We start from the raw sequence: 17952 nt of genomic DNA, 5'->3' as shown, positions 1-17952 counted from the left end.
TTTGTCACCTAATCCTGATATGCTAAACAGCATACCATCTCTTGTTAGGTGGCCAAACTAACTATGCCACTACAAGGCTTTCTCCCAAGCCACCGTGTTAACAATGTTTCTTGACATTATGCATACCCCTTTAAAGAATCATGCATGATTTGGTCAAGCATGGATATTTTGTATACTAATGCCTCGTTGCGTTTTAAATAGCTGAGATATTTCCATGTTGTTCTTTCGTCTTCATGTCCCATCCAAGACATGATTAGTGAAAGAGCTTGCGACGCAGGAATGCCGATATCCAATAGGCTTTGTAGTCGATAAGTGGCATATGTTCTTCTAAGATCATGGAATTCATGATTAAAGTCTGCGTTTGTTTTTTTTATTTCCATACGCAGCTCACAAAACCTACTCCCAACACTTTCTGGTGACATGGGATTACCTTGTTGACTGATAAATAGTGGTTCCCACTTTTGAATCGAATTTGAATCACTTTCAGTTTTGTCATGAAGCTTTTTTAATCTAATCATTCTCCTGTCGCTGATAGCGTACTCATTTAGTATGTTTATTAAAGAAGAAGATATTTCGATCGTTCTTTTTTTGTTGTTCTTTGTTTGAACACCATTGTCTGGTCCAATTGGTATATTGAATCGAGTGTCTGCTTCCCCACATGTATAAGCTTGACTTAGAGCCTCGATAGTTAGACTGCTTGCCTCTTCTTTGCGCAAACCACATAAGAGTCCAAGTAATATTATTAAGCCCGTTTCAGTTGATGCTTTCGGTAGTTCTCTTTTTAATATCGCTAGTTTTTTTTGTGATAATGGATTCATTGAGCGTATTCTGTTGCTTTGAGAACTTCTAGGAACTCGAATACGTAAGTCACTTGTCTGAACAGTGAATTTCGGCATCATATGGGCTAACATACTTTCATTTTTTATGTTTACGATCTCTATTTCAAATGGCTTGTTTTGGTCGGTTATAGTAATTAACTGTTCATGTGCTGCCCATTTATAAAATTGCACAACATGCCGTATGTAAGTATTGGCTGTTGAAAAGGCCAGATCTCCTTCCTTCGCTTTCTTTAATAGATGCTGATTTCTAAATCGGTATGTTGGCTTTAATGATTTAATGACAGGGAACACATTCCATGTCAGTCGATTTTCTTCTAGAAAACGCCAGTAACTTAGTAGTGCGCGAGAGTATGAGCTAATATTTTCATGCCGCTTTACTCCAATCAGGTAAATAAACCATTGGTTGACTGGCTCGACGTATTTACCCGAGGAGTCATACAGCGTTGGCAGTTTTCCTATGACTCGCCCCCCGTGAAATTCTATCGGGTCTGTATCAATTGTTATCTCGCAACCAATTCTTACGTCATCAGAATCAACTAAATAAGCCACATGTTTAACCCATTCTTTTCTATAGCATAGTGACTATTATCGGTTGTCGATTATTCAGGCAGTAAGGGCTGGTATGTACTGATTTGGGCAACTTGAGTGATTGCAAGCAAGGCTACAATGTGCAGTTAGTCTGCACCTGTGTTTACAGGCTCAACTTTCACATGTGAAAGTCAGAATGATGAAGAGGTTCAGGGGTAGGTGCTCAAGCATGAAAAAGGCCAGATAAAAATCTGACCTAATTAAGCATTTTCCAGAGTTAGAAAGGTGTGTAGGTGGGTTTCCTACACTAACCTGTCATAGTAACAAATTCTTCCGCTGAAGTTGGATGAATAGCTACACAGGCATCAAAATCAGCTTTGGTTGCGCCCATTTTCATAGCAACACCAAACCCCTGAAGTATTTCATCCATGGCAAATCCTATGCCGTGCAGACCTACAACTTTTTCGTCTTCGCCTACAGTCACTAGCTTCATTCTGGTTAATTGGCGATGACGGGTAACAGCTGTATACATAGCGGCGAAACTGGAGTTATAGACTTTTACATTTTCAGGACCATAAGTCTCTCTAGCTTCATCTTCAGAAATGCCGATTGTGCCAATAGGAGGATGACTAAAGACCACAGTTGGAATTAAACTGTAATCCATTTTCGCCTGGGTTTGATTGTTAAACAGACGCTCTGATAGCAAGCGTCCAGCTTTAACGGCAACGGGCGTGAGTTCCACTTTACCTATGTTGTCACCAACTGCATAAACGTTTTTAGCTGTGGTATTTTGGTATTCGTCCACTTTAATATAGCCACGCTCATCGGTTTCGATGTCCGTATTTTCCAGAGCTAACCTGTCGGTTGATGGAATTCGGCCGATAGCCCAAACGACAGCATCCACTTCCAAAGTACGATCGCCATTCATTTTAACTAAAATGCTACCGTCATCTTGTTCTTCAAGCGCTTCGACTTGGGTAAATGGATGTATTTCTGGCCCTTCTTGCTGCATAATTTCCAAAAGAGTGTCAGACAACATTGGCTCAAAAGAACGTAATGGCTTTTCATGGCGAATCAGTAAGTGGGTATCTGATCCCAAAGAGTGCATTACCCCAGCAAGCTCTACCGCAATATAGCCGGCGCCAACAACAGCCACACGTTTAGGCTGCTCTTTTAAATCAAAAAAACCGTCAGAATCTATGCCTAATTCAGCCCCGGGAATTGAAGGTTTGATAGGACGCCCGCCAACAGCCACTGTGATGTGGTCTGCGGTATATTCAGTGCCGTCAACTTCGATAGTATTGTTGTTTACAAAGGTAGCGTAACCATTAATTAAAGTAACCGCATTGTTACCCAATACTCTATCGTAAGATTGGTGAATACGATGGATATAGGCATTTCGTTGTTCGATTAATTTCTGCCAACTAAAATTATTCACTGTGACATCAAAACCATAGTCTGGACCGTATTTATGAATGGCTTCAGCTACTTGAGCACCGTACCACATGGCTTTCTTAGGCACGCAACCGACGTTTACGCAGGTCCCGCCTATAGCATTGCCTTCAACAATAGCTACTTTTTTGCCGTGTTTTGCAGCACGATTGGCTGAAGCAATGCCGCCTGATCCACCACCAATACAGATATAGTCAAAATGCTGTTTAGAAGTTGTCATAATTTATCTTTTCTATCCTCGATTTTTTCGTACTCGTTGAATGTGACCTGAAAAATACGGATTTCTTTCTAATAAGACTTGTTTTTCTATCACAATCCCCAAAATATAGCATTATTATCACTTAATGTTTTTATAAATATGTGACAGAAGCCGATCCTCTGCGTCGAGACTGTCGTAAATTTAGAATTAAAAAGTCAGGATCTTTCATGCAATTGCAAACTAAAACTACTACTTCTCTAGATGAAAACTCTCTTCCACAATTTTCCAAAATTAATCCGCAAACGATTGTCGATGAAATTAAAGCTAGCATTAAAAAATGCATGGAAACTGTGGAATCATCAGTGCAAAAGGCTGAGATTTCCTACGAAAATGTCGTGCTTGCACTGGAAGAGGCTGATGATGAACTTGGAAAATTATGGTCTCCTGTCAGTCATATGAATTCAGTTGTGTCCTCGGATGCTTTACGAAAAGCGCACGATGCCTGTTTGCCGTTGCTCAGTGAATATTCAACTTACCTTGGTCAGCACCAAGGACTATGTGATTTGTACAAGGCATTACAAGGCAGTGACGCCTATGCTCAACTCGATGAAGCGCAGAAAAAAGTAGTAGATAACGCAGTGCGGGATTTTGAATTATCGGGTGTCGCTTTGCCGGAAGATAAAAAGAAAACCTACGCCAAAATTCGCTCTGAACTGTCAGACTTAGCATCCACATTTTCCAACAATGTTATGGATGCAACTTTGCATTATACCTACCACACCCAAGATGAAGATGAATTAGCTGGCTTACCCGAATCAGCTAAGGCTGCTGCAAAGCAAGCAGCGAAAGCAAAGGATAAAGAAGGATTTCTATTTACCTTAGATATTCCGAGTTATTTGCCCATAATGATGTATGCAGATAACCGAGAATTAAGAGAGAAAATGTATCGCGCTTATGTGACCAAAGCCTCTGAGTTGGATACAGAAGATGGCAAATATGATAATACTCACATTATCAAACGCACCTTAGAACTAAGAGAATCCCTTGCAACCTTGTTGGGTTTTGATAATTATGCCCAGTATTCCTTAGCTACTAAAATGGCAGAGTCACCTGAACAGGTGATTGGCTTTTTAGAAGACCTTGCTGCTAAATCAAAACCTCAGGCAGAGCAAGAAATAGCAGAGCTTAAGGCTTTCGTAAAGCAAGAGTTTGAAATTGAGAACTTAGAAGCTTGGGATTACGCCTATTACAGTGAAAAGCTCAAACAGAAAAAATATTCGGTTTCTGATGAGCAATTGCGCCCTTATTTTCCTGAACACAAAGTTATTAATGGGCTTTTTGAAGTTGTTTCTCGTTTATACAAGGTTCAAGTGATAGAGGTTGAAGCGTTCGACAAATACCACCAAGACCTTAGATTCTTTGAAATACATCACCAAGGTGAACTGCGAGGCGCATTTTATCTAGATCTATATGCCAGAGAGAAAAAACGCGGTGGGGCTTGGATGGACGAATGCCAAGGCAAACGTTTAACTATCAACAATGATATTCAAGTACCTGTTGCTTACCTTACATGTAATTTCAATGGACCAGTTGATGGCAAACCTGCGTTATTCACTCATGACGAAGTAATTACCCTGTTCCATGAGTTTGGGCATGGGATTCATCATATGTTAACTCAGGTTACCGCAGGTGGTGTTTCTGGCATTAGTGGCGTAGCTTGGGATGCAGTGGAGTTACCAAGTCAATTTTTAGAAAACTGGTGCTGGCAACCTGAAGCGCTGTCTTTCATTTCAGGGCATTATGAAACAGGTGAACCTTTACCCCAAACCTTGCTCGACAAAGTCTTAGCGGCTAAAAACTTTCAATCTGCGATGCAAATGTTGAGACAGTTAGAATTCTCCTTGTTCGATTTCAAACTGCACATGCAAAAAGCCAAAAATATTGACGTGCAAGCTTTCCTTAATCAAGTGAGAGAGCAAGTTGCCGTGATTATTCCACCGCATTTTAATCGCTTTCAAAATAGTTTTGGTCATATCTTCGCGGGTGGATATGCGGCAGGCTATTACAGTTATAAGTGGGCTGAAGTATTGTCTTCAGACGCTTTTGCGCGATTTGAGGAAGAAGGGATTTTTAATCCGCAAACTGGCGCTGACTTTCTGCATCACATTTTGGAAAAAGGTGGCTCACAAGAACCTATGGATCTTTTTAAGGCCTTTAGAGGTAGGGAACCTCAAATTGATGCTTTGTTGCGTCATTCAGGTATTGGCGAACAACAAGCGGCATAAATGGAGAATTCTCAGTGCGAATTGAACCTTTTGCCCAGATAAAAGCGCGTGCAGTAAAACGAAAGGGAAGCCAGAAAATGCTGGATTCTCTTTGCGCCACGCCTTTAACTAACAAGCAAATTTTAGCCATCAGTGACGATAGATTCTTGGCTGAATTCACCAAGAAAGTTTTTCAATCGGGTTTTGTCTGGCGAGTCGTTAGACAAAAATGGCCAGATTTTGAAGAGGTGTTTTTTGGCTTTGATATCCAAAAGATATTGTTGATGCCAGATGAAATGTTGGAAAAAAAGGCCACAGATCCCAAGATTATTCGGAACTTGAATAAGGTTAGGACAATTCATGATAATGCCTTGATGATTCAAGACACGAGTAGAGAATCTGGTTCTTTTGCTCAATTTATTGTGAACTGGGATAAACAGGACTTAATTGGTCTTTGGGATTATTTACGAGAGCATGGAGCTCGACTAGGCGGTAACACCGGCCCTTATGCGTTACGAGCCTTGGGCATCGACACCTTTTTATTGTCTCAAGACGTAGAGGCTTATTTTCGTCATCATGATCTTATTTCCGGCTCTTTGAGGTCCAAACGAAGTCTACAGACTATTCAGTCGGTGTTTAATCATTGGCACCAAGACACAGGTTTATCATACACCCAGTTAAGCCAAATACTTAGTTTCAGTGTAGGTGATAATTTTGTTGGTATGTCAACTTCTGCGCCATAAACTTAAGTAGTCAAAGCCTTTATATGTTCGACTAGAAGCATAGGTAATTGCTATGATTTAGTCCTAGGATCAATAGCTCATTGGATAAAACTATTGTAAACTTATGACAGAATAAGAATACGTGAAATCAATGAGTTAATCCTATGTCCAACGACACTGCAACAAATACAAACCCAGACACCAAAGATGAGTTAATTGACTTTGGCTACCAGCAAGTTGAAAAGGGAAAAAAAGAGCAATTAGTTGCAGGTGTTTTTGATTCAGTCGCGGCAAAGTATGATGTGATGAACGACCTAATGTCGTTCGGTATTCACCGTATATGGAAAAGATTTACCATAGATTCTAGTGGTGTTAAATCTGGCCAACGAGTACTTGATCTTGCCGGTGGTACTGGCGATTTAGCTGCTAAATTCAGTCGAATAGTTGGCGAGACAGGGCAGGTGGTCTTGGCCGACATCAATCATTCAATGTTAAAAGTTGGCAAAGACAAGCTAATCAATAAAGGCATAGTAGGCAACATAGATTATGTGCAAGCAAACGCCGAATCCTTACCCTTCCCCGATAATTACTTTGATTTAATCACTATAGCTTTTGGTCTGCGTAATGTTACTGATAAATCAAAGGCGCTTGCCAGTATGTTTAGAGTGTTAAAACCTGGCGGTAGGCTGCTAATTTTAGAATTTTCTAAACCAACATCTGAATCACTTTCAAAAATCTATGACCTCTATTCTTTTCATGTACTACCCAAAATGGGTAAGGTAGTAGCTAATGACAGTGAGAGCTATCAATATCTCGCCGAGTCAATTCGTATGCACCCAGATCAAGAGACCTTAAAAGGTATGATGAATGAAGTCGGGTTTGAGCAAACCCAATATACCAATTTAACTGGCGGAATAGTGGCACTGCATAGAGGATTTAAATTTTAATATGCCAATGCATCAGGCAATTACTGCCAGCTTAGAAACTGCGATAAATAGTGCTATATCCTTGTCGAATAATGGCTCGGTCCTGCTTACGAGTTTAGCAGGTAAAAACTGTAGCATACATATTCAAGATTTTACTCAGTTTCCCAGTTTACTGAATACCTTTTGCATTCATTTTTCAGCCGACAGGGTAGATGTAACCGCCGCTGAGCCCATTGATGAAAAGGATTTGCATGAACTGGATGCGAACAGCTGTTATGTGAGTATTGCACTAAACGCATTGCCTGAATTACAAAAGACCAGCCATTTAACCAAACTGATAAAACAGGGCAAGTTAGACTTTTATGGTGAGCTGAGTATATTGCAAGCAGTAAGCAAACTCTTTTCTGAATTAGATATCGACATCCCTGAGGTACTTGCGCGATATATAGGCGATGTACCATCTCAATGGTTAGTATCATCGTCGCAAAAATTCTATAAGGACATAAAACGACGTCATGAACGTAATATGGCGACTCTTTCTGATATTGCCCTTGAAGAAAAACCAATTGCGGTAAGACCTATTATGCTTACCCATTTTGCAGATCAGGTGAAAGATTTACAAAGCGATGTCGCCAGGTTAGAAGCGCGTATAGCCAGATTGGAATCTGAAGATTCATGATGAAACTTAGACGATTTTACTTTATCGGCAGTGAGTTGCTAAAACACGGGGTGGATGAATTAATCCCTAAACGTTTTCGCCCTTGGTATTTCCGCTGGCTCCGTAACTGCTTTTTCTGGTTGCCCAACAAACATAAAAATGAAAATCACGGCAAGAGACTTAGGTTGGCGCTAGAATCTCTTGGTCCGGTTTATATTAAATTTGGGCAAATGTTATCCACCAGACGGGATCTTTTTCGCGCCGAAATTGCAAATGAATTAAGCTTACTACAAGATAAAGTGCCACCATTCTCATCTGAGCAAGCTAAATCCATTATCGAAACAGCATTAGAGATAAAGGATATTTCATTATTGTTTGATGATTTTCAAATGGCGCCATTAGCCAGCGCTTCTGTGGCACAAGTGCATGCTGCTAAGTTAAAAGATAGCGGTGAAAATATTGTTATTAAAGTACTAAGGCCTGATATACGCAGTACTATAGAAGCGGATGTTGATCTAATTCTGTCCTTTGCTCGCATAGTTCAACGACTATTGCCTCAAGGTCGCAGACTTCGTCCTGTAGAAGTAGTCCAAGAATACAGACGTACAATATTAGACGAGTTGGATTTACTCAGAGAAGCCGCGAACGGGATTCAAATAAGACGAAATTTTGAAGATTCTGAAGCCTTGTATGTGCCTAGGATCCATAGTGATTATTGTCGGAAAAATATCATAGTAATGGAACGCATTTATGGCATTCCTGTCTCTGATATTAAAGCACTAGAAGCGCAAAATACCAACTTTAAGTTGTTAGCTGAACGAGGCGTTGAAGTCTTTTTTACTCAGGTTTTTCGCGATAGTTTTTTCCATGCAGATATGCACCCGGGGAATATTTTTGTGTCCAAGGAGCATCCGGAGAACCCACAATATATTGGCATCGATTACGGTATTGTTGGCACCCTCAACAAACAAGATAAGCGCTACTTAGCCGAAAACTTTATCGCCTTTTTTAACCGTGACTATCGAAAAGTGGCCGAGCTTCATGTGGATTCAGGTTGGGTACCTGCAGATACCAATATTGACGATTTTGAAATGGGTATTCGGACTGTGTGCGAGCCTATTTTCCAAAAACCGCTAGAAGAAATTTCCTTTGCCAATGTCTTGTTGCAATTATTTAATACCGCCAGACGTTTTGATATGGAAGTGCAACCTCAATTGGTGTTGTTGCAAAAGACCTTACTCTATGTCGAAGGATTGGGCCGTCAATTGTATCCACAGTTAGATTTATGGGAAACAGCAAAACCTTTCTTAGAACGATGGATGAAAGAACAGATTGGGCCTAAAGCCATGTTTAATAACATTCGTCAAAATCTTCCCTATTGGAGTGAGAAACTGCCGGAGTTACCTGATTTAATGTATGACACTATGAAGCAATTGCGCTCATTGCCACAACAGCTTGAAAAACAGCACAAAGAAACGATTAAGCAAACTGCGAGACTTCAAAAGTCTCGCATCCTTGGGCATTTAGCTGTGGCTTTCAGTGTAGGCGCCTTAAGCGCACATATACTTGGGCAGCATCCTTTTTATGCAATTGGATTTGGTGTGGTAGCACTTGGCTGCTGGGTCTACTCGTTTAAGCAGCTGAGATAATTTCTAGCTTCCAACCTGCGCAATGCTGCAACCAGCATTCATGCAACAATTCTGTATGGATCATAGGGTGTTGCTGCTTTAAATTTACATCAAAGTGCAAGATCCAGCGATCACCGTCAATTTGCAATTTAGGCTCGGGAATAGCGTCGTTTCGTCGTCTTGAGGTTAATAACACGCAAACTCTTAGTACGCGGAGTGCATTGATTAACATGTCTTGCAGACTTTCTTTGTAATGCTCTAATACATTACGTTCAATATTGCCTCTATGTAACAAGACCAAATCTTTAATCATCATGCGATGCAAATGCGTAAAGCCTGTCAAATCAACATGATCTAATATATATGCGCCATGTTCATTGTGTGCTTTAAAGCCAATATGTAGCCCAATTTCATGTAAAGCTGCCGCCGCAGTAGTGACAATTTCAGTGTCAAAATCACAAAATTGCGTTTGTTCGCACATTTGTTTGCATAATTTTGCTGCTAGACGGCTAGTTCTAGCGCTTTGGGCGTTATCGATATGGAATCGACTGATTAACTGATTTATGCCCTGAGAACGTCTATCCGACTTTTGATAACTTTCCAGCATGCCATAGATGATGCCTTCTCTAAGAGCACCACCTGAAATCTGCATATTATCAATCTTCAGGTTTTCAAAAAGCGCAATCAAGATAGCAAGACCGCTTGGAAAAATGGCTTGCCGAGTCGCTGCGAGACCTTCAATTTTTAAATTCCCAATGTGACCACAATCGATACATTCTTTTCGAAGAGTATGAAGATAATCTAAACGAATGGCATCGCTTATGCCGCGCTTTACTAGAATGCCAGTGACAGCTTGAGGAGTACCTGAAGCGCCTAGGCATTGTTCCCAATCAAAACATAAAAAGATATTTTTATGTTCTTTAATGATAGTAGTAGCAGCCTTTATGGCGTTTTCAAAGGCCGCTTCGGTTATTTCACCTTCCGAAAAGTATTTTTCCATAAAGGTGACGCAACCCATATTGAAGCTTTGTAAAAATAGAGGCTGTAAGTCTCTACCCACAATGACTTCTGTACTGGCTCCACCAATGTCTATAACCAAGGTATTTCCTTGGTTGGCGGAAGTATATGCAACACCTAAATATATTTGTTTGGCTTCTTCATCACCGCTGATGATATTGACCTTGTGCCCTAGTATCTGTTCTGCAGGTTGAATAAAGTCTCTTGCATTCGTTGCCAATCGTAGAGTCGCTGTCGCAACAATTTTCAGGTTTGATCTTGGAATATCCTGGATTTTTTCAGCAAAATTGCGAATACAATTTAAACCACGTTCAATGGCTTCTCCACTCAAAACGTTATTTTCGTCCAAACCAGCGGCTAAACGAACTTTTTGTTTGTGTTTACTTACTATCTGAACGCTGCCCGACAATACTCGAACAGTGACCATATGAAAGCTATTTGAGCCTAAATCAACGGCAGCATAGTATTCATCTTGAATCACTGGCACGTGAAACTCACCCATTCAAACCTCTATTTATTTTCGGCTGCTCGTCGGCGTTGCCCTTTACCTTTATTATGGTTGCGATTTCCGTTATTACGGTTGCTACCCTTTCTGTTTCGGTTATTGCGAGTTTTTACTTTAGGTGTTGGTACATCATCTAATAATAAATTTGGATTATAGTCTGTAACTGGAATTTCATGACCAATATATTGTTCTATTGCGGTCAAATTTTGAGCGTACTTTTCACAGGCAAAGCTGATAGCTGCACCGACTTCTCCAGCTCTGCCAGTTCGACCTATGCGATGCACATAGTCTTCGGCATCATCCGGTAGGTCATAATTGAAAACATGGGTAACTTTATCAATATGAATACCTCTAGCGGCAACATCTGTTGCAACTAAAATATCCAAATCGCCTTTGGTAAAGCCTTCCAAAATACTTATACGTCTTTTTTGCTGAACGTCGCCACTGAGCAAGCCCACTCTATGTTTATCGGCTTCTAGCCATGAGGTAACAAGTTCGCAATCCTGCTTGGTATTGGCAAAAACTATAGCACGATCTGGCCATTCTTCTTCTAATAGCGTCAATAATAAAAGCGGCTTATCTTCATTTGACGGATAAAAGAGTTCTTCGGAAATACGAGAATTGGTTTTTGTTTCCGGTTCTATTTGCACGCTTGCTGGATTATTCATGTGCTCATAAGCCAACTCTTGCACTCGCATGCTCAATGTAGCTGAAAACAACATGTTCAAGCGTTTTGCTGGTTCCGGCATCTGTCTAAATAGATAGCGAATATCTTTAATGAAACCCAGATCAAACATACGATCAGCTTCATCTAACACGGCTACTTTGACATTTTTTAGGGAGAAAACTTTTTGTTTGTAGTAATCTATTATGCGACCTGTGGTTCCAATGAGAATATCAACGCCTTTTTCTAATTGTTGGCGTTGACTTTCATATCCTTCGCCCCCATATACTACGCCAAGGGTTAATCCCGTATGCTGAGCAAGCATTTTGGCATCGTTATGGATCTGAATGGCTAATTCTCGCGTAGGAGCCATGATGATAGCACTAGGCCCATGATTTTCGTTCTCACTGGAATTATTCAGCAAATGATGAAAAGTCGCCAGTAAGAAGGTCATGGTTTTGCCGGTCCCTGTTTGTGCTTGACCTGCGATATCTTGTCCAGCAAGAAGTTGCGGCAAACTCATTTCTTGAATGGGCGTGCATTGACTGTAATTTTCAGCTTCAAGTGCAGACAGAATCTGAGGGTGAAGCGGCATTGAGGTAAAACTTGTGTTTGTTAAATGTGTTGTTGGCATAGCTTATAGCTTATCATTGCTTGCATTGAAAATAGGTTCTATATAACACTATTAGGAAAGAATACATTAGTGTAATAATTTCCTGAACTGGAGAAAAGAATGAGCGACAAAATAATCGCGTTAACTGACGATAAATTCGAAGCCGATGTAATCAATGCATCTGGTCCTGTTTTAGTTGATTTCTGGGCAGAATGGTGCGGCCCCTGTAAAATGATCGCTCCTATTCTAGACGAAATTGCTGACGAATACGAAGGTAAAGTCACAATTGGTAAATTAAATGTTGATGAAAACAATGAAACACCACCAAAATATGGTATTCGTGGTATCCCCACACTACTTTTATTTAAGAATGGTGGTGTAGCAGCAACTAAGGTTGGTGCCTTGTCTAAATCACAATTGAAAGAATTTATTGAAGAAAATCTTTAATAAACCAATCTTCGACAAAAGGCCAAGTTAACATTTGGCCTTTTTTGTTTTGAATCAAATTAAAATTACAGTATCACTGGACGATAATATAAATAGGTGCTAATTTATTAACAACTCACCAAAGTAATCGCTTCGTTTCGAGCGAGTCACTCTTTTAACATGGTCTTCTTATCATCCGCAAAAATGAAAAGGTGTCCAGCTATAGCGTTTGTCGATTACAAAAAATTTTTGAACCTGAACGAGTCACTTAACACGAGTAATAATCCGTACTAGCATGTACCCAACTAAGACCCACCGAAATGAATTTAACTGAATTAAAACAGAAACCTATCAATGAACTAGTTGAACTAGCTGAAACCATGGGCCTCGAAAATCTTGCCCGCGCCCGTAAACAAGACATTATCTTCTCTATTCTTAAAGCGCATGCTAAAGGCGGTGAAGATATCTTTGGTGACGGTGTACTTGAGATTTTGCAAGACGGCTTTGGCTTTTTGCGCTCGGGAGACTCGTCTTATTTAGCTGGCCCAGATGATATTTATGTTTCACCGAGCCAAATTCGGCGCTTTAACCTGAGAACTGGCGATACTATCGCTGGAAAAATCAGACCGCCAAAAGACAGTGAACGTTATTTTGCCCTTTTAAAGATTCGTGAAGTCAACTTCGACAAACCAGAAAACTCCCGCAATAAAATCCTTTTTGAAAACCTTACTCCACTGCATGCTAATTCTCGTTTACGCATGGAGCGTGGAAATGGTAGTACCGAAGATATTACTGCCCGTGTACTAGACTTGGCATCACCTGTGGGCTGTGGTCAACGTGGTTTGATAGTAGCTCCGCCTAAAGCGGGTAAAACCTTATTGCTTCAGAACATTGCGCAATCTATTGCTGCCAATCATCCTGAATGTCAGTTGATGGTATTGTTGATTGATGAACGTCCTGAAGAAGTAACCGAAATGCAACGCTTGGTGCAAGGCGAAGTGGTAGCTTCTACCTTTGACGAACCTGCTAGCCGTCACGTTCAAGTAGCTGAAATGGTTATCGAAAAGGCTAAGCGATTAGTTGAGCATAAAAAAGACGTGGTAATCTTATTAGACTCAATTACACGTTTAGCACGTGCATACAACACTGTTATTCCTTCTTCAGGTAAAGTACTGACCGGTGGTGTAGATGCTAATGCATTGCACAAACCTAAGCGCTTCTTTGGTGCTGCTCGTAATGTAGAAGAGGGCGGAAGTTTAACTATCATAGCTACAGCCTTGATTGATACAGGTTCGAAAATGGACGAGGTAATCTACGAAGAATTTAAAGGTACAGGTAACATGGAACTGCACTTGAATCGTAAAATTGCAGAAAAACGTGTATTCCCAGCCATTGATTTCAACCGCTCTGGTACTCGTAGAGAAGAATTGTTGACCAAACCTGATGAGCTACAAAAAATGTGGATTTTACGTAAAATCGTACATGAAATGTCAGAAGTGGACGCAATGGAATTCCTTATCAGCCGTTTATCAATGACCAAAACCAACGACGAATTCTTCGATTCAATGAAGCGTCAAAAAAGCTAATTTTTTTATTTGTTTAAGCCGCTTGATTAGTAAAATTTCTTAATTCTAATCAAGCAATTTTTTGTTGTTGACAGAACGATGAGGGGGGGGGTAAATTTAGACTTTAGTATACGTGAAAGGAATCGAGAAATGTTTGTAAAAATTACATTAAAAATAGTTACATTTTTGAATTTGTTATTCTATTTAAATATCGCTAATGCACAAATGATAGATGCTTTCGTTTGTCATGACTGCACTCAACCAGAAGCCAAGCAATTAGCTTCTACAAAATATGTCCAGCCACGATGTCGGTTCGAGGATTTAAATGGTGGTCCAGCAACTATAGATGAAACTCAGGTTGTTTGTGAACCAACTCAAAAAGACGTTGTTATATTAAATCCACAAGACAAGATAGCCTATAAATTTAAAGTTTCAGCATTTCATACACAACAGTTTTCTGTACAACTAAATGTGCAAAATTTGTCGCTATCAACTGAGGAGTTGGAAACTGCACAGGCTTTTTATCAATTTTTTGATGATATAGTGTTGGCTACTGATAATGGTATGCTGAATCTTGATCCAAATCTATTTTCAAATTTTAGTTCGTTAGATTCTATAGGCGATGAGTTTCGAAAGAATTCAACAGATGACAGTTCAGATACGGCAGCGTGCCATGTTTTAAAGGAATATATGAATCCACAAAGTAGGTCTGAGGTGGAGCAGTTTGTAATAGATACAATCATTTCAAGACTGAATGGATCTGGTCAAAATGTTTACGATCTAAATGAAGATGTCGATGTCTCTGGAATAGGAATTAATTTGTCAAAAAACTCAGTAGGCTTTCAAGTCTATATGGACAGTGAGGAACGCCCAGTATTTGCAGCAATTGGAGATGGTGCAAATAAAATAATATTTGGGGTAGAATTTGGTGGACTCATAAATGAACCCGGTCAAGCCAAAATAATATCGAAGTTGTGGGTAAATAAAAATAGATCAACTGTAGATTCGCGTAGCTTTGAAATGATCTTTGATGTGCCTGTTACAAACGATACTCAAACGACAGGCACCAGTGATTCTCCTTGCTTGCGTGAACTTTTACAGCAAATAGCAAACTCTGCTCCTTGGGGCAATTTTGTTGGTGATGGTTTGGAGTCGTCAAATCAATTGAATATTCTCAACCAAGATGGCATTCAGTTCTGTACGCGCTCGGTGAGTGCAAGAGTTTGTATGTCTGATGAGAATGGTGCAAGCTGTTCAGAGACAATTTACCACTTTCCCGTAGCCTGTCAGTAGAAATGAATTGAAAAAATAGTTTGGGGCATGTTAATTAAAACGAGTGCCCCAAATAATTCCCCTATACGTTTGAACGATTGAATATCAGCCAAGTTAATTAGTGAAAATAAGTATAGAAGGCAGTATTACCACATATATTTCGCCCATAAAAGGCCAATTAACTCTAAATGATAATACGTTTATAGCCTAACAAAGAACCGTCTTGGTTTTGCTCAAGATCAAACAGATATTTAGCATAGTCATTCCCAAACACAGTATCGTTGGTTAAATGTGTATTAGGTGTGCCGCGCGAAGCATAATCAGAATGAGTAGAGCAAATATCATCGCAAAAGGTATCATCAAAACCAAACTGGGAAACCAAGGAGTCCAAATTGTTTTGTCTTACCCTAAAGTGTATATGAATGGCACGACCGCTATACCAACCGGGAAAACAAGTCTTAAAATTGACCCGACCGCTGCTATCAGTTACAGCGATGCCTCTAAACCATTTAGAGGCAAGTGCTGCACTGTCGTTTCCAGAACAAAAAGATGAATTAAACCCTCTAGTATCAGCTGCGCCTGAAGTGTCGGCAGAGTACACGCCTCTTACATCACAATGCCAAACTTCAATTTCATAGCCAGCTAAAGGATTACAAGCGCTATCAATAAGCTGAAGACATAACATCATGGGTAAACCTGTTTGACCTGCCGATATGTCATCAAGATAATCAGAATCAAAGTAACAAGGCCCTTCTGTCTGCTGCCCAGTTAATTCAACAGTGCACGTACTTGCGTTTGCGAAGATATTGTCTTCAGGAAAGTTGGCGGTCATATTTTGTGTACCCCCACTTAACCAATTTCCATTATTGGTCGTGGGAGTAGATGAACCACCTGAACTACTTGAACCACCAGAGCCTGAAGAATTATCTAAATTAGTTGCGGAGGAGCCACCTCCTCCGCAACCTGTTAAAGCAACAATGGGAGAGAGTGCTGCAATAGAAGCGATTGAAATCAGTGCTTGTCTACGGGTCAAGAGCATTTGATTTTTTTTCACGGCAAGTTTTCCAGTCTTTTTCAATTAACACTATCGACTTTAAAACCTTGCGAACAGTTCTCTTCTTTACGCTAACTTTACATTGTTTGAAATTTTGTAAGTATTATTGCTTTTAACGGGGGCCTTTAATAGACTACGTCAGCTACCTAGATCTTATTAAGTCAACGAACATAAGTGCTGAGCCCAACATAAAAAGCCAAACCCCTATGGTTGCATAATCGGCAAACGTGGGTAGAAAAAGTGTACTACCAAAGAAAAATGACAAACTGGCCATGATTCTCAATGATTTTGTCTGAACATTATTTGACGTTGACATCTCTACTACCTCAGGACTACATATCTGGTTGAAAATTAAAACTTACAGCGATGCGATTCCAACTGTTTATTTGCAAAATAACAGTGGTCAATTCAACAAGTCCTTGTTCTCCAAAAGCATCTAAAACCGTCTGGTAAACATCTTGGTCTAATGCTTGTTGATGAATTAAGGTTAATGCTTCTGTCCAAGCTAAAGCCGCTTTTTCTTGCAGATTAAAGCAACTTAATTCTCGCCATGCGGGTAGTACATCTAACCTAGATTGATGTTCGCCGTCGACTCTGGCTTCGTGGGCATGCATGTGTTGACAAAAACCGCAGTTGTTGATTTGTGAAGCCCTAAGTTTAACTATATGTAGCAGTCCTGTACTTATTGTTTCAACAGAAGGATTATTACCTAGTTCCATTAAACTTGGCACTAAGCGAGGGCAAAGCTGAAAAAGGGATGATTGGGAAATTCTATCGTGCATGTTTACCTCTACAATATTAAAAAACTACATATAGTGTAGAGATGTCATTTTCTTAGTTATTTTAAATTTGCGACAATTTTCGTTGACGATATTCTAGAGGGGTTTCTTGGGTGTGTTGTTTGAAGACATGATTAAAGTGAGATTGATCAAAGAAGCCACAATTAAGTGCTACATTGCTAAGCCGGGAATCAGGTTTTATTAATTGCCATCGAGCATATTTTATTTGGGCTAATCCGTGAAGTTGATGAGGTGAGTAGCCAAAATACTTTTTAAAATTACGCTCTAGGGTACGTCTGGTCAACCCCGATTGAACTGCTATCTGATAAGGAGATATCAAGCGCTCAGACGCCTTGGTGAGTAAATCATTCCATTTTTTTGCTTTGTGTTGATCCAGCGTGACACAAGCTAGCAACCAATCTTCGACAGCATGAATTTGTTGATGTTTTTCTAACACTATCAATTGTTCTAATAATCTTAGCAAACTAGAAGAATGGGCAAAGTTGATATTCAGTAAATTAACTGTCTCTCGCCAAGCATGGTTCAACTGGGAAGAAAAAAGGGAGAGTGCACTTCCCGGACGAAATCGAACGCCTATGTATCGTTTACTTGTATGCCAATTATAAGAAGTTACTGATGTATTGAACGAAAACCATACCTGAATATTATCACCGTCGATTTCAAAAATTAGACTTGAGCCAGCATCGGGATATATTTTTTCATTCACTTCAGTAAATGTATCTTGGGATACGTCGGTAGACCAGATGGTTTCAACCCAATCATTGAGCATGGTGTTTGGTGTTGCCATTTTAAGGCCAATCAATGAAAAGCTAGCGGCAGG

The 17952-nt window shown here is 40.0% G+C and carries 16 protein-coding genes; 8 read left to right on the top strand and 8 right to left on the bottom strand.

The annotated features are described in order from the left end of the window. Positions 1-116 precede the first annotated feature (116 nt). Positions 117-1388: a site-specific integrase gene (locus ACNKW3_RS07130; RefSeq protein ID WP_069548599.1), complete on the bottom strand. Its 1272-nt coding sequence runs from the start codon at positions 1386-1388 to the stop codon at positions 117-119. A gap of 286 nt (positions 1389-1674) precedes the next feature. Beyond that, the gene (gene gorA, locus ACNKW3_RS07125; RefSeq protein ID WP_427398589.1) at positions 1675-3039 is read right to left on the bottom strand and encodes a glutathione-disulfide reductase; all 1365 of its coding nucleotides are present in this window, start codon (positions 3037-3039) and stop codon (positions 1675-1677) included. A 206-nt stretch (positions 3040-3245) separates the two neighbouring features. Between gorA and prlC the strand changes: the two genes are divergently transcribed. The 5 genes from prlC to ubiB all read left to right on the top strand — a co-directional run bounded on the left by prlC (position 3246) and on the right by ubiB (position 9237). Continuing rightward, positions 3246-5303, top strand: a complete 2058-nt coding sequence (prlC, locus tag ACNKW3_RS07120; RefSeq protein ID WP_427398588.1) for an oligopeptidase A — start codon at positions 3246-3248, stop codon at positions 5301-5303. Positions 5304-5323: 20 nt separating this feature from the next. Continuing rightward, entirely contained in the window at positions 5324-6025 is a 702-nt protein-coding gene (locus tag ACNKW3_RS07115; protein ID WP_427398600.1) for a DNA-3-methyladenine glycosylase I, read from the top strand. Between the two features lie 143 nt (positions 6026-6168). Beyond that, positions 6169-6951: a bifunctional demethylmenaquinone methyltransferase/2-methoxy-6-polyprenyl-1,4-benzoquinol methylase UbiE gene (ubiE, locus tag ACNKW3_RS07110; protein WP_427398587.1), complete on the top strand. Its 783-nt coding sequence runs from the start codon at positions 6169-6171 to the stop codon at positions 6949-6951. A gap of 1 nt (position 6952) precedes the next feature. Continuing rightward, entirely contained in the window at positions 6953-7609 is a 657-nt protein-coding gene (locus tag ACNKW3_RS07105) for a ubiquinone biosynthesis accessory factor UbiJ (protein ID WP_427398586.1), read from the top strand. After that, positions 7609-9237, top strand: coding sequence for a ubiquinone biosynthesis regulatory protein kinase UbiB (gene ubiB, locus ACNKW3_RS07100; RefSeq protein WP_427398599.1), 1629 nt, complete (start codon positions 7609-7611; stop codon positions 9235-9237). Before ACNKW3_RS07105 ends, ubiB begins: the two co-directional genes overlap by 1 nt. On the opposite strand, the gene ACNKW3_RS07095 is transcribed toward ubiB, so the two are convergent. Then, positions 9221-10735, bottom strand: a complete 1515-nt coding sequence (locus tag ACNKW3_RS07095) for a guanosine-5'-triphosphate,3'-diphosphate pyrophosphatase (RefSeq protein WP_427398585.1) — start codon at positions 10733-10735, stop codon at positions 9221-9223. The two genes, ubiB and ACNKW3_RS07095, sit on opposite strands and share 17 nt — an antisense overlap. Positions 10736-10743: 8 nt before the next feature. After that, the gene (gene rhlB, locus ACNKW3_RS07090; protein WP_427398584.1) at positions 10744-12036 is read right to left on the bottom strand and encodes an ATP-dependent RNA helicase RhlB; all 1293 of its coding nucleotides are present in this window, start codon (positions 12034-12036) and stop codon (positions 10744-10746) included. Positions 12037-12135: 99 nt separating this feature from the next. On the opposite strand from rhlB, the gene trxA reads away from it, so the two are divergent. The 3 genes from trxA (at position 12136) to ACNKW3_RS07075 (ending at position 15299) form a co-directional block, all read left to right on the top strand. After that, positions 12136-12462: a thioredoxin TrxA gene (gene trxA / locus ACNKW3_RS07085; protein WP_427398583.1), complete on the top strand. Its 327-nt coding sequence runs from the start codon at positions 12136-12138 to the stop codon at positions 12460-12462. Positions 12463-12761: 299 nt separating this feature from the next. Continuing rightward, positions 12762-14027 (top strand): transcription termination factor Rho, encoded by a 1266-nt coding sequence (rho, locus tag ACNKW3_RS07080; RefSeq protein ID WP_427398582.1) that lies wholly within the window; start codon positions 12762-12764, stop codon positions 14025-14027. Between the two features lie 129 nt (positions 14028-14156). Next, on the top strand, positions 14157-15299 hold the full coding sequence (locus ACNKW3_RS07075; RefSeq protein ID WP_427398581.1) for a hypothetical protein: 1143 nt from the start codon (positions 14157-14159) through the stop codon (positions 15297-15299). Positions 15300-15462: 163 nt separating this feature from the next. On the opposite strand, the gene ACNKW3_RS07070 is transcribed toward ACNKW3_RS07075, so the two are convergent. The 4 genes from ACNKW3_RS07070 to ACNKW3_RS07055 form a co-directional block, all read right to left on the bottom strand. Then, positions 15463-16332, bottom strand: a complete 870-nt coding sequence (locus ACNKW3_RS07070) for an intradiol ring-cleavage dioxygenase (protein ID WP_427398580.1) — start codon at positions 16330-16332, stop codon at positions 15463-15465. A gap of 142 nt (positions 16333-16474) precedes the next feature. Then, positions 16475-16606 carry a YrhK family protein gene (locus ACNKW3_RS07065; protein ID WP_427398598.1) on the bottom strand — a complete coding sequence of 44 codons (132 nt, stop codon included), beginning with the start codon at positions 16604-16606 and terminating at the stop codon, positions 16475-16477. Between the two features lie 58 nt (positions 16607-16664). Further along, positions 16665-17114 carry a carboxymuconolactone decarboxylase family protein gene (locus ACNKW3_RS07060; RefSeq protein WP_427398579.1) on the bottom strand — a complete coding sequence of 150 codons (450 nt, stop codon included), beginning with the start codon at positions 17112-17114 and terminating at the stop codon, positions 16665-16667. 61 nt (positions 17115-17175) lie between these two features. After that, positions 17176-17919 (bottom strand): helix-turn-helix domain-containing protein, encoded by a 744-nt coding sequence (locus ACNKW3_RS07055; protein ID WP_427398578.1) that lies wholly within the window; start codon positions 17917-17919, stop codon positions 17176-17178. Positions 17920-17952: the final 33 nt, after the last annotated feature.

It is taken from the genome of Glaciecola sp. 1036, from assembly GCF_050306235.1.
Taxonomy (GTDB): Bacteria; Pseudomonadota; Gammaproteobacteria; order Enterobacterales; family Alteromonadaceae; genus Glaciecola.
This window is presented reverse-complemented; position numbering and strand designations above follow the sequence as displayed.